Source organism: Aquamicrobium sp. LC103, assembly GCF_001014615.2.
Taxonomy (GTDB): Bacteria; Pseudomonadota; Alphaproteobacteria; order Rhizobiales; family Rhizobiaceae; genus LBCQ02.
In genome coordinates this window covers 32,240-54,414 of sequence record NZ_LBCQ02000007.1, presented here as the reverse complement: position 1 = coordinate 54,414, position 22,175 = coordinate 32,240, and the positions used below count along the sequence as shown (strand labels likewise).

Below are 22,175 nucleotides of genomic sequence, written 5' to 3'. Positions count from 1 at the left end.
GCAATACAATATCACGACTTATGTATACAATCAAATGGACGCAACGCTGAATTTGAAACACTGGCCATGCGCCAGATGACGGATAAATGCACGGGAAAGCCTGCAATTTCTTGATTTTCCCTGCCCGTCCCCGCCGCGATCGTGCATACATGTATGCGATTCATTTCGCTGCAGATCGGATCCTGCGGCTTTGTCCGAGCATTTCCCCCCGGGCAGCCCTGTTCGTCCGAGTAGCTCGTGCGCGGGAGAGATGGCATTCAGGAAGGCCAGGCGCTGTTTTCGGCTGATCGCCGCATGGTCCTCGAAACATGCTTCCGCCACCGTCCAGGCACGCGCGACGGGCCTGGACGTTTCAACGCTGAATTCACGGTAAGGGCCATGGGCCGGACCGGAGGCGAAGCTGGCCTTGGCGGCGGCCCAATTCGCCTGCGATCAGAAGTCTGGCGTCAGGCGCACGGCTTTTCGGGACAGGCTTTCAACGGTTCGTCGAAATGGCTTCAAAGGCCTTTCTTGCGCCATTCGGCATAATCGGCCTGGGCCTTTTCGGTCGTGGGCGGATAGAGGCCGATGATCCTGGCGCCCTGCTGGACTTGCTCGAGCACGAAGTCCTCGAAGCTTTCCATGCCTGCGCATTCGGCCGCGATCTCGTCGGCGAGATGGGCCGGAATAACGATCACGCCGTCGCCGTCGCCCAGAAGCACGTCGCCGGGAAACACCGGCGCGTCACCGCAGGAGATCGGCACGTTGATGTCGAGCGCCTCGTGCAGCGTGAGGTTTGTCGGCGCGGAGGGCCGCTGGTGATAGGCGGGCATGTCGAGCAGGCCGATGCCTTCGGCATCTCGGAAACCGCCGTCGGAGACGATGCCCGCGCCTCCTCTGACAGCCAGCCTCGTCACGAGGATCGAGCCGGCCGAGGCCGCGCGCGCATCCTTGCGGCTGTCCATCACCAGGATCCAGCCCGGCGGGCAGGTCTCGATCGCGACGCGTTGGGGATGGTCGGCATTGCGGAACACCTCGATCGGGTTGCGGTCCTCGCGCGCCGGGATGTAGCGCAGGGTGAAGGCCTGGCCGACCATGTTGACGCCCTTCCAGTTCACCGGCGAAACGCCCTGGATGAACTGGTTGCGCAAGCCCCTTTTGTAGAGCGCGGTCGCCGCCGAGGCGGTGGAAACCTTCATCAGTTTGGCGCGTGTCCCGTCGGAGAGAATGTAGTCGGTCATGGATGCCTCGCAGCGTGTTTGATGGCGGAGCGGCCGGTGCCGTCTCAGAAGATCACGGGCTCGTCGACCGCGCGGCCGTACTCGGTCCTGAGGAAGTCGAAGTCGCAGCCCTTGTCGGCCTGCTCGATGTGCTTGGAGAACATGAAGCCGTAGCCGCGCTGGTAACGGGGTTCGGGAGCCGTCCATTCGGCGCGTCGGCGCGCCAGTTCCTCCTCGCTCACCAGCATGTCGAGCCGGCGGGCGGCAATGTCGAGCTCGACCATGTCGCCGGTGCGCAGCAGGGCCAGAGGCCCGCCGACATAGGCCTCGGGCGCGGCATGCAGCACGCAGGCTCCGAAGGAAGTGCCCGACATGCGCGCGTCGGAAATGCGCACCATGTCGCGCAGGCCGAGCTTGAGCAGCGCCTTGGGCATCGGGATCATGCCCCATTCCGGCATTCCGGGGCCGCCCTGCGGGCCGGCATTGCGCAGCACCAGAACCGTATCCGGCGTCATCGGATGGTCCGGATCGTCGATGATCTTCTTCAGTTCCGGATAGCTGTCGGCGACCAGCGCCGGGCCGGTGTGGCGATGGAACTTCGGGTCGCAGGCAGCCGGTTTGATGACCGCGCCGTCGGGGCAGAGATTTCCCTTCAGCACCGCCAGCGAGCCCTCGTGATAGACCGGGTTGGAGAGCGGACGGATGACGTCCTCGTTCCAGATCTTCACCTGATCGAGGCCCTCCGTCAGCGGCCTGCCGGTGACGGTGATGGCGGAAGAATCGAGCTTGTCGCCGAGCTGGCGCATCAGCGCGCGCAGCCCGCCGGCATAGTAGAAATCCTCCATCAGATAGGTCGTGCCGGAGGGGCGTATGTTGGCGAGGACGGGCGTGGTGCGTCCGACCTGGTCGAGATCGTCCAGCGCGAGCGGCACGCCCGCCCGCCTTGCCATGGCGATCAGGTGGATGATCGCATTGGTCGAGCAGCCGGTCGCCATGGCGACGGTCACGGCGTTCTTCACCGCCGCCGGCGTGATGATCTTCTCCGGCGTCAGGTCCTCCCAGACCATGTCGACGATGCGCCGGCCGCACTGCGTCGACATGCGCTGGTGACTCGCATCGGCGGCGGGGATCGACGAGGCGCCGGGCAGCGTCAGCCCCATCGCCTCGGCGATCGCCGTCATGGTGCTCGCCGTTCCCATCGTCATGCAGTGGCCGTAGGAGCGCGCGATGCCGCCCTCTATGCCTTGCCATTCCTCCTTCGAGATCGTGCCGGCGCGGCGCTCGTCCCAATATTTGAAACCGTCCGTGCCCGAGCCGAGATACTTTCCGGCGTAATTGCCGCGCAGCATCGGCCCCGCAGGCAGGAAGATGAAGGGCAGGCCCATCGTGGTCGCGCCCATCGCCAGACCGGGCGTGGTCTTGTCGCATCCGCCCATCAGCACCGCGCCGTCGATCGGATGGCTGCGCAGCAGTTCCTCGGTCTCCATCGCCAGCATGTTGCGGTAGAGCATGGTCGTCGGCTTGACGAAATTCTCCGACAAGGACAGCGCCGGAAGTTCCATCGGGAAGCCGCCCGCCTGCAAAATGCCGCGCTTGACCCACTCGACACGGTCCTTGAAATGCATGTGGCAGGGCTGCGCGTCGGACCAGGTGTTGAGGATCGCGATGATCGGCTTGCCTTCCCAGTCGACCGGATCATACCCCATCTGCATCGTTCGCGAGCGATGACCGAACGAACGCTGGTCGTCCGGAGCCATCCACCGCGCCGAGCGGAGGGAAGCAGGCGTCTTTCTATTTCGTGTCATGTCGTCTTTCCTGAGCGGCCGGTCAGCCCTTCATGCCCCAACGGGCGATGGTGTTGCGCTCGATGGTCTGGAAGATCACGTTCTCGACGATCAGGCCGATGATGATGACGGTCAGCAGGCCGGCGAAAACATCGGGAATGCGCAGCAGATTGCGGTTCTCGAAGATGAACCAGCCAAGGCCGCCCTGCCCGGATGAGACGCCGAAGACGAGCTCCGCCGCGATCAGCGTGCGCCAGGCGAAGGCCCAGCCGATCTTGAGACCGGTCAGGATCGAGGGGAACGCCGCGGGGATCAGTATCTTCGTCACGTAGGGAAGGCCGCGCAGCCCGTAATTCGCGCCCACCATGCGCAATGTCTGCGAAACGCTGGTGAAGCCGGTATGCGTGTTGAGCGCGACCGCCCACAGCACGGAATGGATCAGCACGAAGACGAGCGACGCCGGGCCCAGGCCGAACCAGATGAGGGCCAGCGGCAGGAGCGAGATGGCCGGCAGCGGATTGAACATCGCCGTCATCGTCTCGAGGAAGTCCGTGCCGATCCGCGTGTTGATCGCCAGCACGGTCAGCACCGCTGCGAGCAGCGTTCCGATGACGTAGCCGGAGACCAGGATCTGCAGCGTGGTCCACATGCGCGCCGGCAGCGTCCCGTCCATGGTGCGGCGGTAGAGCGCTTCGAGCGTGTCCGTCAGCGTCGGGAAAAGCAGGGGATTGTTGAGGTAGGTCGCATAGAGCTGCCATGCACCGGCCAGGACCAAGATGATGAGCGTCTTGCGGACGGCACCGACGCGCCACAACAGCTCCCACGCGCCCAATTTGCGCTCGACCTGCGATATGTGCCCGCCGCGGCCGCCGCCCGCCTCGTCCGCCATGACGAATTCAACGCTGGACATGGCCCGGCTCCTCGATGGTTTCGGAAAAGAGCAGATCGTGGATGCGCTTTTCGAGCGCGCCGGCCTCGGCATGATCCGCCTTAATGGAATCGACGTTGCGGACCTCGGCCTTGACCCGCCCCGGATGCGGCGACAACAGCAGGATCCGGTTGCTGATCTTGATCGCCTCGGCGATCGAATGCGTCACGAAGATCACGGTGAACCGGGTTTCATCCCAAAGCTGGAGCAGTTCGTCCTGCATCTGGCGGCGCGTCAGGGCGTCCAGCGCGGCGAAGGGCTCGTCCATCAGAAGGACGTCGGGCTGCATCGCCATGCCGCGCGCGATCGCGACGCGCTGCTTCATGCCGCCCGAGAGCGTATGCGGATAGCTGTCGACGGCGCGCGTCAGCTTGACCTTGTCGATGTAGTGGCGGGCGCGCTCCTCCGCCTCCTTCCTCGGCAAGCGACGCGTCGCGAGCAGAGGGAACATGACGTTGTGGAGCACGGTCTTCCACGGCAGGAGCTGGTCGAATTCCTGGAAGACCATCATCCGGTCGGCACCAGGCCGCGAGACCGGCCGGCCATTGACCGCGATCGAGCCGACGGTCGGCTTCATGTAGCCGCCGATCGCCTTCAGCAGCGTCGATTTCCCGCAACCCGAGGGCCCGAGCAGCACGAAACGGTCGGATTGGTCGACGGTGAAGCTCACATCGTCGGTGGCGGTCACCAGAAGGCTGCTCGTCTTGTATTGAAGCGTGACGTTTCTCACGTCTACAAGCGCCGCGTTCGCGGCGTCTCCCTGCGCCGTGCGAGCGGCGGCGGGATCGGAAATTGCCAGCATCTCGGTCTCACCTATTGGGAATGCGACCGGGCATCCGCCCGGCCGCTTGGCGCAAAACTAAGGATCAATTGCCGTCGAGGTCGGCCGACGCCGGAAGGTAGTAGTCCGTCCAGCTCTCCGGCATTTTCGTCAGCGTGCCGATCTTGTGGAGATGCTCGGCGAAACGCATCGTCCCCTGCGGCTTCATGATGAAGTCCATCATGTGCGGCTGCTGCATGATTCCGATCAGATCCTCGAGCGGGGTCTGATCGCCGGAGATGTCCTTGTACATCTGCAGCGCGCCTTCGATGTCCTCGTTGATGAAGTCGATCGCCTCTTCCGTCGCGTCGCGGATGGCCTGGACGATGACCGGATTGCCGTCGGCGAAGCTCACCGTCGTGAAAAAGGTCGCCTGCGTCAGCGGACCTCCTATGATATCGCGCGAGGACGCAACCTGATGGGCGCCGTTTTTCAGGGCGATGTACTGGAAGGGCGGCGAGGAAAAGTGGTTCCGCACCTCGTGCTGCGAATTGGAGAGCGCGGCCAGCGCGTCGGGATGCCCCATCTGCACCGTCATCGGGTCGAAATGCCGAATCTGGTCTTCCCCGAACATCTCCGCCGCCGCCATCTGGAGCAGAATGGCCTGGGTGGAGACACCGACGGTCGGGACCGCGATACGATCGTCAGCGCCGAAATCTTCCAGCGACTTTATATCCGGGTTCACCGAGACCAAAAGAGCAGGCTGCGCCGAGCTCGCCGTGATGCCCTTCACATTGCCGTTGGTCCGGTCCCACAGCAGGAGCAGGTTGCCGGTGCCGGTATTCACCACGTCGACCTGGCCGGCAAGGAGGGCATCGGTCTGCGCGCCGCCGCCGCTGAACATGCGCCACTCCACGGTCACGCCATCGAGTCCGGCCTTGGCCGCATGTTTCTCGATGAGATCCTGCGTCTCCATGACGTGGCTGGCCAGATAGAGAATACCAGGCTGCCTGGTGATGGAGATGTCTGTTTTGGCCTGGGCGAGTGCAGCCGTGCCCATCGAGGCAAACAGCGCGGCAGCCAGCACCATTCGGGTCATTGTTTTCATCGTTCCTCCCTTTCGCCCCCGGTCCCATCGAAGGTCGAACAACAAAAGCACTAATATATTAGTGTGTCAATCAACGGGATTGTGTTACGAACGAGTCAGTAGCTATGGAAATGCTGATGATCGCGCTCGATAGAACCAGGCAGGTTGCCCCCCAGATTGCGGAAATCCTCCGCAATCGAATCCTCAGGCTGGAGCTTGCTCCGCAGAGCGTGCTCTCCCGCGCGGCGATCCAGATGGAGTTCGGCGTCAGCCAGACCCCGGTGCGCGACGCGCTCCAGCAGCTTGCCGACGAAGGGCTGGTCCAGATATTTCCGCAGTCGAGCACGGTGGTCTCGCCGATCGATCCCGAACAGGCGCGGCAGGCGCATTTCCTGCGGTCGGCGATCGAGATCGAAGCGATCCAGAAGATTGCGGCGGCACCCGATCCGGACCTGATCCAGCGCCTCAGGAGCATCATCGCCAAGCAGGCGCGCTGCTGCGAGGCGGAAGATTTCGAGTGCTTCGACGATGAGGATCGACGTTTCCACAAGGCGCTATACGAAGCCGCGGACATATCGATGCTCTGGCCGATCGTGCGCCGCCATGCCGTTCACATCGACCGGCTGCGCAGGCTCAACCTGCCGCGTCCAGGCAAGATGCAGTCGGTGCTGACCGACCACATTGCCATAGTGGATGCCGTCGAAACGGAAGATCCCGAGGCCGCGGCCTCCGCCTTGCGGAAACACCTTTCGGGCACCATCGCGCTCATCGCGACGATGGCTTCGGAAAATCCGGGGTTCGTTTCCACGGTCAGCCGGACGGCGCGCGCCACGATGTCCAGCCAGGGCATCGAAAGCTAGCTTCGGGCGGCGTCTTACCTCCGCGGTTTTCCCGATCCCGTCGCATTTTCAGGGCGATCTGGCGTCGAACGGCGCGAGGGAATCGAACATTCGTATTTCTCTGGCTCATCGAAGCCCAGCCGGCCTACTTTTCCACAAACCGTTCTCCCTCTTTCGCCTGCATGATCGGTGCCGACGCCCTGCCCTCTTGCGATTTTGCCCGCCGCCGTGGAAGATTGTGGCGAAAATTCGTCGGGAGCATAAGGCGCCTTGGCGACGGATGCCCGGCTCTTGAAGCAGCCGCTTCAACGGTCGGCCTCGCCGAGGCGGTCACTTTCGCGCCCGCCGAACTGGGTTGATTTCCCGAGGCGCAGGGAGGGCGCATGGCGATGGAAGCGAAGCACGAAAGGCTTACCGGCGAAGCCGTTGCGCTCAACCGTTCGAATTTCGCGGAAATGACGCGCGGCCTGCCGGCGCGCGCGCGCATGATTCTTTCCGTTGCCATGGATATTCCCTATGGCTCGCTGACGATCCGCACGCCCGAAGGCCGCGTCATCAAGGTCGGCGGCAACGGTCCGGGTCCCGACGCGCAAGTGATCCTCAGGAACTGGAAGCTGCCGGGCCGGGCCTTTTCCGGCGCGACGATCGGCGTCGCCGAATCCTATATGGACGGCGACTGGGAAAGTCCCGACGTCACCACCTTCCTCGAGCTCTTTGTCGTCAACGAGGAGGCGGGCGAAAAGGTGGCGGGCGGCGCCAGCTGGCTCGCCGGTGCGTTCCAGCGCGTCCGCCACTGGCTCAACCAGAACTCACGCTCGGGCTCGAAACGGAACATTTCCGCCCATTACGATCTCGGCAACGCATTCTACCGGCACTGGCTCGATCCCTCGATGACCTATTCCTCGGGCATCTTCTCCACCGGCGCCAACGATCTGGAAAGCGCCCAGGCGGCGAAATACCGCGCTTTGGCGCAGGATGCCGGCATCGGAGCAAGCGACCATGTGCTGGAGATCGGCTGCGGCTGGGGCGGGTTCGCCGAATTCGCCGCGAAGGAGATCGGCTGCCGCGTGACCGGCCTGACCATCAGCCGCGAGCAGCACGATTTCGCCACGGAGCGGATCGCGCGCGCCGGCCTTTCGGACAGGGTGAACATCAAGTTCCAGGACTATCGCGACGAAGCGGGAAAGTACGACCGCGTCGCCTCGATCGAGATGTTCGAGGCGGTGGGAGAAAAATACTGGCCCGTCTTCTTCGGCAAGGTGAAGGACTGCCTGAAGCCCGGCGGCACGGCGGGCCTGCAGATCATCACCATCAAGGAGGACGCCTTCCCCCGCTATCGCGCCCGGCCGGATTTCATCCAGCGCCATGTCTTTCCCGGCGGCATGCTGCCGACGCCTTCGATCCTGAAGTCGCTCGGCTCGGCCCATGGGCTGACCTTCGCGCGCGAGCGCATCTTTCCGCAGGACTACGCCCGCACGCTCGCCGAATGGCGCAAGCGTTTCTGGGAGTCCTGGGAACGAATCGTGCCGCTGGGGTTCGACGAGCGCTTCCGCAAGTTGTGGGAGTTCTACCTGCACTACTGCGAGGCCGGATTCCGCGCCGAATATATCGACGTGCGCCAGGTGATCTACAAGGCTTCGTGACAGGGCGACCGCATCACCCGAACAGGTCGGCCGTCAGGTAGAGACCGAGAATGAAGAGCCCGACAAAGAGCACCCGCCTGAACGCCGTTTCGGAAAGCCGGCCGCGGATTTTCTGCCCCAGCACCATGCCGGCGAGCGCCGGTGCCAGCGCAGCGGCCGAAAGCGTGCCGAGTTCGGCATTCAGCAGCCCGCTGCCACCCAGCGCAAGCGCAAGCGCGGCGGTCGACAGCGTGAAGAGTATGCCCATCGCCTGGACGAGCATGTCGCGTGGCAGGCCGATCGCCTGCAGATACATGACGCCGGGAACCACGAACGAGCCGGTCATTCCCGTGAGCACGCCGTTGGTGGCGCCGAAAACCGGCCCCAGCCAGGCCTCGTGCGCGGCCGGCACGGTGACGCGGGCGCCGGCGAGATTGATTGCCGAATAGACCACCAGCAGCACCCCGAGCAGCCCGGAAAGCAGTGCCGGATCGGCGCGGGTGAGCGCGAGCGCGCCCACCCAGACCGTCACCGTCGCCATCACCAGGAAGGGCCACAGCCGGCGCAGGATCGTTCTGCCGTTGCCGCCCGAGAGCGCCTGCCAGAGATTGGTGGCGAAGGACGGCACCAGCAGCAGCGCCATGGCCTGTGGCAGGCCCAGCGTCGCCGTCAGCAGCGCCAGGCTGACCGTGGGCAAACCGAGCCCGATCACGCCCTTCACCATCCCGGCGAGCAGGAATGTGAGGCCGACCGCGACCAAGACACCGGAATCAATCATGACGGCCTCCCTCCGGCCGCCATGATGGCGCGCGCTTCCAAGTCCCGCAAGATGGCTACAGCGTGATCCGGTAGCGGGCAAAACCCGCCTCGCCCTCGCCCGCTTCCTCGATCTTCACGCCCTCCACCTCGGCGATGAACTGCCTGGCCTTCGGTCCGGTTTCGAAGATCACGGTCGCACCCTCGACCGGAGCGAAGTTCCAGTTCGCGTCGGCCGATGGATTGATCGTTCCCTGCTCGACGATATAGCGCACGATGACGTCGCGGTTGGTGTCGGGCGCCTCGAACACGACTTTCGATTCGTCGATCTCCGGGAAATTGCCGCCACCACCGGCACGGTAATTGTTGGTGGCGACGACGAATTTCGCTTCCGCATCGATCGGCTTGCCGTCGAACATCAGGTCGACGATGCGGCTCGCCTCCGCATTGGCGACGTCGCCCTTCGTCGTGTATTTCGGTGGCTGCGACAGGTCGATCTTGTAGGTCACCCCGTCGATCACGTCGAAATTGTAGGATGGGAAGTCGGGATTGAGCAATGGCTGGTCGGCCTTGCCCTTCTCGACCTGGTTGAAGATGCCGGCCGACATTTCCAGCCACTCCTTCACCTGCGCGCCGGTGATGACGACGGCGCGCACCGTGTTCGGATAGAGATAGAGGTCGGCGACGTTCCTGATCGCGATGTCTCCGGCCGGCACGTCCGTGTAGTAGTCCGGACCGCCGCGGCCGCCCGACTTGAAGGGCGCGGCTGCCGAGAGCACCGGCAGGTCCTTCCACTCCGTCTCCTTGAGAAGGTCCTCGATATACCAGGTCTGCGCCTGGCTGACGATCTGCACCGACGGGTCGTCGGCCACCAGCGCGAAATAGGAATAAAGCGGCGCGGAGGTCTTGCCGACCGGCCGTCGGACATAGGCCAGCGTCGCCTCGTGATCTTCCTTGAGCGCGTCGACGATGCGCGGGTCGTCCGCGACCTTCGGCTGGTTCTTGTTGTCGACGCGCTCGAAGATGGGCCGCGCCTCGGAGGTCGCCGAAACCACCTTCCAGGCATTCCCGTCGCGCTCGAGCAGCAGGTCGATCAGCCCCATATGGGACCCCCAGAAGCCGCCCATCACCGCGGGCGTACCCTGCAGCGTGCCCTTTTCGGCATCGACACCCTCCAGCCCGTGGAAATCCTTCGGTCCGGGAAAGACGAGGTGCTGGTGGCCGGTGAAGACGGCGTCTATCCCCTCGATGCCCGCCAGGAAGAAGGAGGCGTTCTCCATCATCTCGCCATGCTTGACGTCGATGCCCGAATGCGAGAGCGCGATCACGATGTCGGCGCCCTCCTCCTTCATCTGCGGCACCCAGGCCCTCGCCGCCTCGACGATGTCGCGGGTCGCCACATTGCCGGTGAGGTTCTTCGCGTCCCAGATCATGACCTGCGGCGGCACGAAGCCGATGATGCCGATCCTGATCAGGTGCTCCGCGCCGGCGCCGTCCTTCACCTTGCGGTCGAGGATCGCGTAGGGCTCGAGGTAGAGCTTGTCGTCGCGCGGGTTTGCCGCCAGCTCGGTTCCGCGCACCAGATTGGCGCAGACGAAGGGGAAGTCCGCGCCCGCCAGCACCTTGTCCATGAAGGACAGTCCGTAATTGAACTCGTGATTGCCCAGCGTCGAACAGTCGTAGCCGAGCACGTTCATGCCCTTCATGATCGGATGGACGTCGCCCTCCTTCATGCCCTTTTCATAGGCGATGTAGTCGCCCATCGGGCTGCCCTGCAGGAAGTCGCCATTGTCGACCAACATGGAGTTGGTGGCCTCCTTGCGCACCGCGTCGATCAGCGAGGCGGTGCGAGACAGGCCCATCGTGTCGTTGGATTTGTCGGCGTAGTAGTCGTAGGGCAGCAGGTTCACATGGATGTCGGTCGTTTCCATGATGCGCAGATGCGCCTGGTTCGCCTGCGCGCGCGCCGAAAACGGATGCAGCATGATGAGGGCGCCGGCGGCGGCCGAGCCTGCCAGGAACGAGCGCCGCGACAAGGACTGAAGCAGTTCGGTCATTGTGGTCTCCCCGCTGGATGGAACTCTGAAACGGTCCCGAAGGAACGAGCTTTGCGCCGAAATCCGCGCAAGTCCAGCAGGAATAGATGACCGGCGAGTGACAATTCACCGGCCAAGGCCGGGGCGAAAACTATCGCCGCCGCGCCTCTGTCCGCTCGTCGCCCTGGGTGATCAGGCGGGCGCTGCGCTGGCCGGTCGTGTAGATCCACAACCAGCTCAGGGCGACCGTCAGCCGGTTGCGAAGGCCGATCAGGAAGTAGATGTGAGCGAGACCCCAAAGCCACCAGGCGAGGCGTCCGGTCAGCTTGATCCAGCCGAAATCGATGACGGCCGCGCGCTTTCCGATCGTCGCGAGGTTGCCGTCGTTCCTGTAGCGGAACGGGCGCGCCGTGGCGTCGCCCTTCAACCTGGCCTTGATGGTGGCCGCGACATGCCGGCCCTGCTGCTTGGCGGCGGGGGCGACGCCCGGCACGAACTTGCCGTCCGGCGTCGCGACATGCGCGGTGTCGCCGATGGCGAAGATTTCCGGCTCGCCGGCCACCGTCAGGTCCGGTTCGACCATTACCCGGCCGGCACGGTCGGCTGCCGTCTCCAGCCATTCGGCGGCGGGAGAAGCAGCGACGCCGGCCGCCCAGATGATGGTCTTGGCGGGCAGATGCCGGTCGCCGAAGACGACGCCGTCGGCATTGCATTCGGAAACCGGCGTGCCGAGTTCCACCTCGACGCCGAGACGTCTCAGCGCGCGGAGGGCATAGTCCGACTGCTCCGGCACGAAGCTGGAAAGGACGCGATCGCCCGCCTCGACCAGCACCACGCGCGCCTCGCGCGTGTCGATGTTGCGGAACTCGCCCCGTAAAGTGTCGTGAGCGAGCTCGGCGATCGTGCCGGCAAGCTCGACGCCGGTCGGCCCGCCGCCGATGATCACGAAGGTCAGGAGCGCGCGCCGGCGCTCCGGATCGCTTTCCCGCTCCGCCTTCTCAAACGCGAGCAGGATGCGCCGGCGGATCGTCGTCGCGTCCTCCAGCGTCTTCAGCCCCGGTGCGTAAGGCTCCCATTCGTCATGGCCGAAATAGGCGTGGCGTGCCCCCGTCGCCACCACCAGCGTGTCGTAGGCAAGCGCGCCGCCATCCTCCAACAGCACGCGCTTGGCAGCGCGGTCGACGCCGACCACCTTGCCGAGAAGCGTGGTGACGTCGCGGCGGTTGCGCAAAAGATGCCGCGTCGGCCAGGCGATCTCGGAGGTCGCAAGCGTCGTGGTTGCGACCTGGTAGAGCAGCGGCTGGAACAGATGATGATTGCGCCGATCGACGATCGTTATGCGGACCGGCGCGCCGGCGAGGCCACGCGCGACCTCCAGCCCACCGAAACCGGCACCCACGATAACGACATGATGAGCATCTTGGGCAGGTTGCATGATCCCGGCTTATGGCGAAACGACGAAGGACGCAATGCATTAATGGGACGGAAACAGGCCGCGAAGCGGAGCACCCTGGCAGCCGCCGCCTATTCGCCCATCATCCCTACATTCGGCCGGTCGATCACCTCGCGCAGCGCGAAGGAGGAGTTGATCTTGACGACATGCGGCATCGCGGTCAGCCAGTCGCGGTGGATGTGCTCGTAGTCCTCCAGGTCCTTCGCCGCGATGCGCAGGATATAATCATACTCGCCCGACATCAGATGGCAGGACAGGACGTTCGGACAGCGCTTCACCGCGGCCTCGAAATCGGAAAGCGTCTTTTCGAACTGGCCAGACAGGGAAATATGGACGATCACCGTCATCTTGTGGCCGAGCGCGGCATTGGAAAGCCGGGCGTGGTAGCCTTTGATGACGCCCGACTTTTCCAATATGTCGAGCCGGCGCGAGCAGGCAGACTGCGACAGCCCCACCTTCTCGGCAAGTGCCGCATTGGTGGTTCGCCCGTCCTTCTGGAGAGCTTCCAGAATGGCGATATCGATCCTGTCCAAGGCCATTTGTCGTATTTCCTTCGAAGGAAGCTATTCTTTTCCGAAGAAATAACGAAATCGGCCGCATTCGGCAACCGCCTAAGCAAACACCTGCGCAGCGATTCGTGCTCTAATCCGTTTTATTGACACAACGATAAAATCCAGAGCGCGGAGGCAAGGAATGCGTGTCGGTTGTCCGAAGGAAATCAAGAATCACGAGTATCGCGTCGGGCTGACGCCCGGATCGGTGCGCGAATACGTCACCCACGGCCACGACGTGCTGGTCGAGAGCGGCGCGGGCGCGGGCATCGGCGCGGATGACGCCGCCTATATGGCGGCCGGCGCCAAGATCGCCAAGACGGCCGAGGAGGTCTTCGCCAAATCCGACATGATCGTGAAGGTGAAGGAACCGCAGCCGGGCGAATGGGCTCAGTTGCGCGAGAACCAGATCCTCTACACCTACCTCCACCTCGCGCCCGACCCGGAGCAGACCAAGGGCCTGCTCGCCTCCGGCGTTACCGCCGTGGCCTACGAGACGGTGACGGACGACCGTGGCGGCCTGCCGCTGCTTGCGCCGATGTCGGAAGTGGCCGGGCGCCTCGCCATCCAGGCCGGCGCGACCGCGCTGCAGAAGGCCAATGGCGGACGCGGCGTGCTGCTCGGCGGCGTGCCGGGCGTGCTGCCGGGCAAGGTGGCGGTCATCGGCGGCGGCGTCGTCGGCCTCAACGCGGCGAAGATGGCGGTTGGCCTGGGCGCCGACGTCACCATCATCGACCGTTCGATCCCGCGCCTGCGCCAGCTCGACGACATCTTCAACGGCCGCGTCCATACGCGCTATTCGACGGTCGAGGCGCTCGAGGACGAGTGCTTCTCGGCCGACATCGTGGTCGGCGCGGTGCTCATTCCGGGCGCGGCTGCCCCGAAGCTGGTCTCGCGCGAAATGCTTTCCGGCATGAAGAAGGCGTCCGTGCTCGTCGATGTCGCCATCGACCAGGGCGGCTGCTTCGAGACCTCGCACCCGACCACCCATGCCGAGCCGACCTACGAGGTCGACGGCATCATCCACTATTGTGTCGCCAACATGCCGGGCGCGGTTCCCGTCACCTCGGCGCAGGCGCTCAACAATGCGACGCTGCATTACGGGCTCCAGCTTGCGAACAAGGGCCTGAAGGCGCTGGTCGACGATTTGCATCTGCGCAACGGCCTCAACGTCCACAAGGGCCGCATCACCAACGCCGCCGTCGCCGAAGCGCTCGGCTACGACATGGTCGAGCCCAAGGCCGTGCTTGCCGCCTGATCGAGTTACCTCCCGCGCACTCCTCCGCGCGGGCTCCCCTGCCCGCCGGCCTGCACCGCCGGCGGGCTTTTTCATGGCTGGGACGCATCTAAGTGGGCCGCCCGTCCTTTCGAGCGAGCGCTTGATGTCGCATCGGTGATTGCCTTTACGCCCGCTCGATCCTGAGCTGGTAGCAATTGTTGCGGGCGGAGCGCATGTGGACATAGGCCACGTCCTCGCGTTCGAGGAGTTCATGCGCGCGACCGCAGATAAGGTGCGTCGGAACGACCCCGCCGGTACCATAGACGATACGATCCTCGGCGCTGTAGCCCCGCAGAATGTAGTCGGGCGTGGCGCGGAACATCGGCGGCAGCACGTCGGTTTCCGTGGCGCGGTCGCATTCCCGCGCGTGCAGGAAGATCGGCCCGGTTTCCGCATAAGGCTGCAGCGCGGGGAAAGGCCGGTAGGCGAGGACGAGATAGTCCTCGCCGGCGGCCACGTTGCGCAGGCAGTGGCGGCACGGCACGCCCGAACCGTCGGACGTTTTCCTTTCCGGTTTCATTCCGTAGGCATCGGCTTCGCCGCGCCGATAGGCGCGCGCTTCATGCGTTGGAATGGCGATGAAACGAAACAGCGACATGGTGTTTCCTCATGGTGAGAAGCGATGCCGCGAGATTGACCCTGCTCGTCGCCCTTCGCCACCCGAAACCTGCCTTACCGCCCGCCCGTCATCCGGGCGGGCGATATTGGCTTCCAGACCGGATGTCAGCGGACGAAATCGTCGATGCGGCGCAAGGTCACCCGGCGGTTCTCCCAATTCTCGTTCTGCGTCGGCACCAACAGAAACTCCTCGCCGTAGCCGACGGTCTCCAGCGCCCGCGCCGGGATGCCGAAATGGCGTACGAGAACCCGCTTGAGCGATCCGGCGCGACGCTCGGAGAGTATCTGGTTCGAATAGGCCGAACCGACCGCGTCCGTATGTCCTTCGATGAGGACCCGCACGTTGCGCCGGCGCGAGAGGATGCGTTCGAGGGCACGGGCGATCTGCTCGACCTTGCCGTATTGCGAGCGCGATATCTCGGCCGAGCCGAACTCGAAATTGATCGATTGGATTTCGATCGACGGTGCGGCGCGGCGCAGTTCCGGCCGGCGCTTGAACTCCTGGACGGTGACGCGCTCCTCGGGCCGCACGCGCCTGCGGGGCGCCGCCTCCAGCTGACGCATGATCTGGTTCTCCGACGGCGTCGTCGCCTGGGCGAGCGCCGCGGCCGGCATGGCTGCCGCCGCGATCAATCCGGCGAGCAATGTTCTGCGCTTCATGGGATGTTCCTTCCTTCGGGTTCGTAGCGGATCGAGATCGCCACGAAACTGGCAGGAACATGCTGAAACATTGCTGAACGGCCGCGTCGGCCGCCGTTCATATTGGTAAACAGGAAAGGCCTACCGCCACGGCTCGACCTTCTCCTCGGAGAAGGCGTAGGGCGAGAAGCCCATGCGCTGATAGAGCTGCAGCGCGCGCGGACTGTCGAGCGTGTTGGTATGGATGATCACCTTGCCGGGCTGATAAGCCCATGCCGCGAAGATCGCCTCCGACAGGAAGAACCTGCCGAGCCCCCTGCCCTGGAAATCCGGCGTCAGGCCGAAATATTGGATTTCCGCGTGTTCCGGCAAGGGTTTCAGGTCGAGCTCGAAGAAGCCGGCCGGCGAGCCCTCGACATAGAGCACCTGGATTTCGGTCGTCGATGCCTGAATTTCCGCCAGCAGGGCCTCCTCGCCGAGGTCGCGGCGCATCAGCCAGTGATGGGGCTTGCCGACCTGCTCATAGAGATAGCGGTAGAAAGCCGCTGGCATTTCCCTGGCGCGCATCACGGCGAGCCTGGGGCCAAGCGGCATCGGCACACGCGCGGCGGGCGGCGCGAGCATTTCGAGATGGGTGATGCGGGCCGTGAGAGGCCCGCCGCCACGCGCGGTCATGTCAATCCTTGCCGGTGACGACCGGGGTATCGTCGCGACCGCCCCACTCGGTCCACGAGCCGTCGTAGAGGCGATTGTCCTCGTGTCCGACCGAGGCGAGCGCCAGCGAGATCGCGGCCGCCGTCACGCCCGACCCGCAGGAGGTGACGACCGGCTTCGAGAGGTCGAGGCCCGCGCTTTCAAAAACCTTCTTCAACTCACTGACCGGCAACAGCTTTCCGCCCCTGGAAAGCGAGGCGACGGGCACGTTCCTCGCCCCGGGCATGTGGCCGGAGCGTATGCCCGGACGCGGCTCGGGATCAGCGCCGGCGAAGCGGCCCGGAGACCGCGCATCGGCGATCTGACTATCGCGGTTCTCCACGATCGCACGCATCTGATCGAGGCTGGCGACGCGCCCCTTGTCGAACTTCGCGTCGAAGAAGGACGGCGCGGTCCTGGTCGGTTCATCGGTCACCGGCCGCCCTTCCGCCTTCCAGCGGTCGAAACCGCCGTCGAGCATGAAGACGTTCTTCGCGCCCATGGCACGGAACATCCACCACACGCGCGGTCCGCTGAACATTCCGGGGCCGTCATAGACGACGATCGTGTCGTCGACGGTAAGCCCCATCGAACCGGCGAATTGGGCGAAAAGCTCGGGTTTCGGCAAGGTGTGCGGCAGTTCGGCGTCGGGATCGACGACCTCGTCCTGGTCGAAGAACACCGCGCCCGGAATGTGCGCGGCATCGTATTCGGCCTTGGGATCGCGGTTCTGCGCCGGCAGATACCAGGAACCGTCGACGATGGAGAGGCCCGGCGTCCCCAGCTTTTCCTGCAGCCAGTCGGGGCTGACGACATAAGGGCTTTGATCGGGCATGGAACTTCCAGTCAGTTTGCGGGCATCTGGCCGAAGCGTATGCGAAAGCGGCGATTTTCGCGACCCTTCTTCTCGATCTTGCCGATATGAATCTCGCCCACCTCCCCCGTGGCCGCGACATGGGTGCCGCCGCAGGGCTGGCTGTCCACTGCCGCCTCCTCGCCGATGCAGACGAGGCGGATGCGGCCGTTGCCCACCGGCGGACGCACGCTCTTCGATTTCACCAGACCGGGATTGGCGGCAAGCTCGTCGTCCGAAATCCAGCGCGTGAAGACCGGATGATTTGCCGAGACCAGCTCCATCAGCCGCTCGGTCACCTCCTCCTTGGCGAAGCCGGCATCGGGTATGTCGAAATCGACGCGGCTGTCATCCTCGCTCACGGACGCACCGGTGATCGGATAGGGACAGACGACCGTCAGCAGATGGCAGGCGGTGTGCATGCGCATCAGCCTGAACCGGCGTTCCCAATCTATTTCGAGCGCCAGCTTCTCGCCGATTTCGGGCAGCGCCTCGCCCATGGCGGGTACGTGGATGATCTCGTCCTTCGTCTCACCCGTCACGGTCGCCGCGACCGCAATGGCCTCGCCACCGGCGCGGCGGAAGACGCCGACATCGCCCGGCTGGCCGCCGGAGGTCGCGTAGAAGACGGTGCGGTCGAGGATGATCCCGCCGCGATCGTTGATGCCGACGACGCTCGCCTCGGTGCTTTTCAGATAGGCGTCCTCGCGGAAGAGCGCCTCGGTCCTGAACGGCATCACGCGACCTCTTCGAATGGCACTGAGATTTCCGTCTTCGCTTCCATCCAGCCGGGCACCGGCAGGTTCTTGCCGCGCAGGAATTCCGGATTGAAGAGCTTCGACTGGTAGCGCGTGCCATAGTCGGCGAGGATCGTCACGATGGTGTGGCCGGGGCCGAGATCCTTCGCCAACCGGATCGCGCCGGCGATGTTGATGCCCGTCGACCCGCCGAGGCAGAGCGCCTCCTCCTGCACCAGGTCGAAGATGATCGGCAGCGCCTCCTCGTCGGGTATCTGGTAGGAGAAGTCGGGCGAAAAACCTTCGAGATTGGCGGTGATGCGGCCCTGGCCGATGCCCTCGGTGATGGAGCTGCCCTCCGCCTTGAGCTCGCCGCTCGTGTAGTAGCTGAACAGCGCGGCCCCGAGCGGGTCGGCGATGGCGATCTTCACCGCATTGCTCTTGGCCTTCAGCCCCGCGGCGACGCCGGCGAGCGTGCCGCCGGTGCCGACGGCGGAAACGAAGCCGTCGACCTTGCCGCCGGTCTGGTTCCAGATCTCCTCGGCGGTCGTCTCGACATGGCCGTCGCGGTTGGCGACATTGTCGAACTGGTTGGCCCAGATCGCGCCGTTCGGCTCGGTCTTCGCCAGTTGTTCGGCCAGCCGGCCCGACACCTTCACGTAATTGTTCGGGTTCTTGTAGGGCACCGCCGGCACCTCGATCAGCTCGGCGCCGAGAATGCGCAGCGCGTCCTTCTTCTCCTGGCTCTGTGTATCCGGAATCACGATCACCGTGCGGTAGCCCAGCGCCTTGGCGACGACGGTCAGGCCGATACCGGTATTTCCGGCCGTGCCTTCGACGATGACGCCGCCAGGCCGCAGAAGCCCCTTCTTCTCCGCGTCACGGATGATGAAAAGGCCGGCGCGGTCCTTGACCGACTGTCCGGGATTCATGAACTCGGCCTTGCCGAGGATCTCGCAGCCGGTTTCCTCCGAGGCACGCTTGAGTCTGATCAGCGGCGTGTTGCCGATGACGTCGATCACCGATCCGTACATGGGATTCATCCTTGTTGCGTTCTTCCGCGCGACCCTAGAAACGCAGGCGCCGCCTTTCAAGGTCAGATATTCGTCGCAACCCGACAATTGAGCAATTACAACTACGCAACCCCACGTTTGGAGGATCAGATTGTCAGCGACATGCATTGCATTCGCTCGCTCATGTGGGGAAAAGTGCGTCGGAGAAAATCGATCCGGCGGCGAGTCCGCCGGACATCGTCGAGGGGAAGCGGAAACACTCATGACGCTCTACAGGGCTGATCCGAAGGATGGAGCGGCGTGGATCACCGGCGCGAGTACGGGCCTCGGCCGCCAGCTCGCGCTCGATCTCGCGCGCGAAGGTTACGTCGTCGCCGCCACGGCGCGCGACGAGGACAAGCTCGCCACGCTTGCTGCGGAAGCCTCGGGACTGCCGGGCCGCATCGTTCCCTTCATCTGCGATGTGACGGCGGAAGAGGAAATGGAGCGCACGGTCGCCGCGATCGAAGGCGCGATCGGCCCGATCGCGCTCGCCGTCTTCAACGCCGGCATCTATTCCGCCACGCGTGGCGAGAGGCTGGAGACCTACAATTTCGTCTCCACCTTCAACGTCAATTTCTTCGGCGTCATCAACGGGCTGGTGCCGGTGGCGGACCGCATGCGCGACCGGGGCTTCGGCCATGTTGCGATCGTCGCTTCGGTGACCGCCTATCTCGGCCTGCCTTCCGCCGGCGCCTATGGCAGCTCGAAGGCGGCGCTGAACAACATGGCGCAATCTCTGCGCTACGATTTCGACAAGCTCAACATCCGGTTGCAGATCGTCAATCCCGGCTTCATCAACACGCCGCTGACCGCCAATTCCAAATTTCCGATGCCGGCGCTGATGCCGGTGGAGAAGGCGAGCCGGCGCCTGACGCAGGGGCTTCGCAGTGGCGGTTTCGAGGTCGCGTTTCCCCGCAGGCTCACCTGGGCGACCAAGGCTTTATCGCTGCTTCCGCAATCCCTGACCTATCATCTCATTCGCAAGGCAACGGGATGGGACAAACGGCTGTACGGACGGAAACGCAGGCGATGAGATAGATGCTCCGCAGGCTGCTCATTTCTGCATTCGTGATTGCGGCCGCCCTCGCGGCGATCTATCTCGCGGGGCCGCGCATCGCCGCCGACACGGAGGTGACCTTCGACGCCTCGGCGATCGACGGCAATCCGGCCGCGTTCATCGCCGAATCGGAGGGAAAGGTCGAAGGCATTCGCGACGACCTCGGCAAGGAGATCGTCTGGGCCGATCCGGGATCGCAGGCGAAAACGCCGCTTTCCATCGTCTATATCCACGGCTTTTCGGCCTCCAAAAGCGAAATCCGGCCGGTACCCGACGAGATCGCGGCGGAACTGAACGCCAACCTCTTCTTCACAAGGCTCACCGGTCACGCCCAGGACGGCGCGGCGATGGGACGGGCGTCACTCAACGACTGGATCAACGACACCGCCGAAGCGCTCGCCATCGGCCGCGCGATCGGCGAAAACGTCGTCGTCATCGCCACTTCGACCGGCGGAAGCCTCGCCACCTGGGCGGCAACCCGGCCCGAGCTCATGCAGGACGTTGCCGGCATCGTGCTAATCTCGCCCAATTACGGCATCCAGGCATCCGGCGCGTGGTTGCTCACCATGCCCTGGGGCAGACAGATCGCCGAGCTGGTCATCGGCGCGGAACGCAGCTTCGAACCGCTCAACGAATTGCATGGCAAGGGATGGACGACGACCTATCCCGTCTCCGCGCTTCTACCGATGGCCGCCGCCACGGAGCTCGCACGCGACGCGCCCGTCGAGGAAGTCGAAATGCCGGCCCTCTTCATCTTCTCCGATGCCGATCGCGTCGTCGTCCCCGAGCTGACGCGCCGCGTGGCGGAGCGCTGGGGCGGCCCACATGAGACGATGGTTGTGGAGGGCTCCGACGACCCCGTGCACCACGTCATCGCCGGCGATGCGCTTTCCCCTTCGACCAACGCCCTGGTTGCGGGCCGCGTCTCACAATGGATCAGTTCGTTGCCTCGCTGACCTTCACGGGCTGCGCCGTTTCCGGCCGGGCATCGCGCGCGAGAAGATAGACCAGCACGGTCAGAGCGAGCATCGCGGCATAGAACCAGAAGAGCGCGGTGTAGCCGGCAAGCGGCTCGCCGGCAGGGGCGGTCGCCTCGAAGACGCCGCCGGTCGCGAACTGCATCAGTCCGACCCCGCCGATCGAGAAGAAATTGAGCAGCGTGACGCCGCGCCCGGTCAGATGCGCCGGCAGGAAGGCGCGGCCATGCGCCATCAGCAAGCCGTAGCTGCCGCCGGTGATGCCGATCAGGGCAAGCACGACCGTGGTCGTCACGATCGTGCTCATCGGGTTGAGCGCCAGGAAGACGAGCGCGACGACACCCAGCGCATTGCCTATGACGGCCACCCATTTGCGCGTCCCGAAGATCGTGTCGAGCGGCCCATAGGCGAAGGAACCGACGACCATCGCGAGCGCCATGAAGAACGTGACCTGGCCGATGAGCAGCGCATCGGCTCCATGGACGTCTGAAAGATATGGCCCCGCCCACAGGCCTCGAATGCCCGCGGCCGGCGCATAACAGAGCGCGATGAGCGGCAGGATCGGCCACAACACCTTGAGCCTGAAGAGCTCGAGATAGCCGGCGAAGCCGGAGCCCGCGCCGCCATGCTCGAGCTTTGCCGGGTCGCGGACGAAGGCGAGGATGGCGAACGCGGTCAGCAGCGTGAAGACGCCCAGTCCCGCCATGACCGTCCGCCAACCGAAGGCTTCGGCCGCCGCCGCCAGCGGCGCGGCCCCGATGACGTTGCCGGCCGTGCCGAAACCGACCAAGCAGGAGGTCAGGATCGCGAGCTGTGCCGGGCGATAGGTGTGGGCGAAGATGTAGACCGAGGCCATCAGCACCGGCGAGCAGCCGATGCCGATCAGTGCCATCGCCACCGTCACCGTCCATGGCGCGCCGGCTGCCGCAAAGAGCAGCGCTCCGCCGCCGCCGCCAAAGGCGAGGATGACGGCCGCCGTCCGTTTCGGACCGTATCGGTCGAGCGATACGCCGACGACGAACTGCATCGCCGCGAAACTGGCGAACCAAACGCCCGAGGCGGCGGAAAGCTCCGCATTGCTCATGCCGAGCTCACTCGTCAGCGATGGCGTCAGGACTGCCAGGAACGAGCGATAGAATTGCGACAGCACATAGCCGATCGCTAGCGCGGCAAGTCCGGCCATCAGGCGTTTCCCCGTATGTTGTTCTTGGACGGCCGAAACGGCCGACAGGGAAACGCCTTAGATCATAAG

21 protein-coding genes are annotated in these 22,175 nt (G+C 64.5%); 5 read left to right on the top strand and 16 right to left on the bottom strand.

From position 1 onward, the window contains the following. Window positions 1–497: 497 nt before the first annotated feature. From XW59_RS14755 to XW59_RS14735, 5 genes are all read right to left on the bottom strand, one after another. Window positions 498–1,220 carry a ribonuclease activity regulator RraA gene (locus XW59_RS14755; RefSeq protein WP_047146303.1) on the bottom strand — a complete coding sequence of 241 codons (723 nt, stop codon included), beginning with the start codon at window positions 1,218–1,220 and terminating at the stop codon, window positions 498–500. 44 nt (window positions 1,221–1,264) lie between these two features. Next, a complete protein-coding gene (gene araD, locus XW59_RS14750; protein ID WP_047146304.1) occupies window positions 1,265–3,004 on the bottom strand; it encodes an L-arabinonate dehydratase in 1,740 nt (579 codons plus the stop codon). A gap of 22 nt (window positions 3,005–3,026) precedes the next feature. Next, window positions 3,027–3,872: an ABC transporter permease gene (locus XW59_RS14745; protein WP_246666109.1), complete on the bottom strand. Its 846-nt coding sequence runs from the start codon at window positions 3,870–3,872 to the stop codon at window positions 3,027–3,029. A 7-nt stretch (window positions 3,873–3,879) separates the two neighbouring features. Next, the gene (locus tag XW59_RS14740; RefSeq protein WP_047146306.1) at window positions 3,880–4,713 is read right to left on the bottom strand and encodes an ABC transporter ATP-binding protein; all 834 of its coding nucleotides are present in this window, start codon (window positions 4,711–4,713) and stop codon (window positions 3,880–3,882) included. A gap of 64 nt (window positions 4,714–4,777) precedes the next feature. Beyond that, window positions 4,778–5,770 carry an ABC transporter substrate-binding protein gene (locus tag XW59_RS14735; RefSeq protein WP_246666108.1) on the bottom strand — a complete coding sequence of 331 codons (993 nt, stop codon included), beginning with the start codon at window positions 5,768–5,770 and terminating at the stop codon, window positions 4,778–4,780. A 125-nt stretch (window positions 5,771–5,895) separates the two neighbouring features. On the opposite strand from XW59_RS14735, the gene XW59_RS14730 reads away from it, so the two are divergent. Then, window positions 5,896–6,618 carry a GntR family transcriptional regulator gene (locus XW59_RS14730; RefSeq protein WP_246666100.1) on the top strand — a complete coding sequence of 241 codons (723 nt, stop codon included), beginning with the start codon at window positions 5,896–5,898 and terminating at the stop codon, window positions 6,616–6,618. A 362-nt stretch (window positions 6,619–6,980) separates the two neighbouring features. Then, window positions 6,981–8,240 carry a cyclopropane-fatty-acyl-phospholipid synthase family protein gene (locus XW59_RS14725; RefSeq protein WP_047146309.1) on the top strand — a complete coding sequence of 420 codons (1,260 nt, stop codon included), beginning with the start codon at window positions 6,981–6,983 and terminating at the stop codon, window positions 8,238–8,240. 13 nt (window positions 8,241–8,253) lie between these two features. On the opposite strand, the gene XW59_RS14720 is transcribed toward XW59_RS14725, so the two are convergent. From XW59_RS14720 to XW59_RS14705, 4 genes are all read right to left on the bottom strand, one after another. Continuing rightward, window positions 8,254–8,997, bottom strand: a complete 744-nt coding sequence (locus tag XW59_RS14720; RefSeq protein ID WP_047146310.1) for a sulfite exporter TauE/SafE family protein — start codon at window positions 8,995–8,997, stop codon at window positions 8,254–8,256. Between the two features lie 55 nt (window positions 8,998–9,052). Further along, window positions 9,053–11,032 carry a bifunctional 2',3'-cyclic-nucleotide 2'-phosphodiesterase/3'-nucleotidase gene (locus XW59_RS14715; protein WP_047146311.1) on the bottom strand — a complete coding sequence of 660 codons (1,980 nt, stop codon included), beginning with the start codon at window positions 11,030–11,032 and terminating at the stop codon, window positions 9,053–9,055. A gap of 130 nt (window positions 11,033–11,162) precedes the next feature. Then, window positions 11,163–12,446 carry an NAD(P)/FAD-dependent oxidoreductase gene (locus XW59_RS14710; RefSeq protein ID WP_047146312.1) on the bottom strand — a complete coding sequence of 428 codons (1,284 nt, stop codon included), beginning with the start codon at window positions 12,444–12,446 and terminating at the stop codon, window positions 11,163–11,165. A gap of 89 nt (window positions 12,447–12,535) precedes the next feature. Beyond that, entirely contained in the window at window positions 12,536–13,003 is a 468-nt protein-coding gene (locus XW59_RS14705; RefSeq protein ID WP_047146313.1) for an Lrp/AsnC family transcriptional regulator, read from the bottom strand. Between the two features lie 154 nt (window positions 13,004–13,157). Between XW59_RS14705 and ald the strand changes: the two genes are divergently transcribed. Next, complete coding sequence (ald, locus tag XW59_RS14700; protein ID WP_047146314.1) at window positions 13,158–14,273, top strand: alanine dehydrogenase; 1,116 nt, start codon at window positions 13,158–13,160, stop codon at window positions 14,271–14,273. Window positions 14,274–14,418: 145 nt separating this feature from the next. Here ald and XW59_RS14695 read toward each other — a convergent pair whose 3' ends face one another. The 6 genes from XW59_RS14695 to XW59_RS14670 all read right to left on the bottom strand — a co-directional run bounded on the left by XW59_RS14695 (window position 14,419) and on the right by XW59_RS14670 (window position 18,868). Beyond that, entirely contained in the window at window positions 14,419–14,892 is a 474-nt protein-coding gene (locus XW59_RS14695; RefSeq protein WP_047146315.1) for a DUF1203 domain-containing protein, read from the bottom strand. A gap of 125 nt (window positions 14,893–15,017) precedes the next feature. Then, a complete protein-coding gene (locus XW59_RS14690; protein WP_047146316.1) occupies window positions 15,018–15,572 on the bottom strand; it encodes an OmpA family protein in 555 nt (184 codons plus the stop codon). Window positions 15,573–15,692: 120 nt separating this feature from the next. Then, window positions 15,693–16,226 (bottom strand): GNAT family N-acetyltransferase, encoded by a 534-nt coding sequence (locus XW59_RS14685; protein WP_047146317.1) that lies wholly within the window; start codon window positions 16,224–16,226, stop codon window positions 15,693–15,695. A gap of 1 nt (window position 16,227) precedes the next feature. Beyond that, window positions 16,228–17,079, bottom strand: coding sequence for a 3-mercaptopyruvate sulfurtransferase (sseA, locus tag XW59_RS14680; RefSeq protein WP_047146318.1), 852 nt, complete (start codon window positions 17,077–17,079; stop codon window positions 16,228–16,230). 11 nt (window positions 17,080–17,090) lie between these two features. Further along, window positions 17,091–17,834, bottom strand: coding sequence for an alanyl-tRNA editing protein (locus tag XW59_RS14675; protein WP_047146319.1), 744 nt, complete (start codon window positions 17,832–17,834; stop codon window positions 17,091–17,093). Then, window positions 17,834–18,868 (bottom strand): cysteine synthase A, encoded by a 1,035-nt coding sequence (locus XW59_RS14670; RefSeq protein ID WP_047146399.1) that lies wholly within the window; start codon window positions 18,866–18,868, stop codon window positions 17,834–17,836. Before XW59_RS14670 ends, XW59_RS14675 begins: the two co-directional genes overlap by 1 nt. Before the next feature lie 241 nt (window positions 18,869–19,109). On the opposite strand from XW59_RS14670, the gene XW59_RS14665 reads away from it, so the two are divergent. After that, entirely contained in the window at window positions 19,110–19,922 is an 813-nt protein-coding gene (locus XW59_RS14665; protein ID WP_047146320.1) for an SDR family NAD(P)-dependent oxidoreductase, read from the top strand. A gap of 5 nt (window positions 19,923–19,927) precedes the next feature. Next, window positions 19,928–20,902: an alpha/beta fold hydrolase gene (locus tag XW59_RS14660; RefSeq protein WP_047146321.1), complete on the top strand. Its 975-nt coding sequence runs from the start codon at window positions 19,928–19,930 to the stop codon at window positions 20,900–20,902. Here the strand turns inward: XW59_RS14660 and XW59_RS14655 are convergent. Then, complete coding sequence (locus tag XW59_RS14655) at window positions 20,883–22,106, bottom strand: MFS transporter (protein WP_082137627.1); 1,224 nt, start codon at window positions 22,104–22,106, stop codon at window positions 20,883–20,885. The genes XW59_RS14660 and XW59_RS14655 overlap by 20 nt on opposite strands. Window positions 22,107–22,175 lie beyond the last annotated feature (69 nt).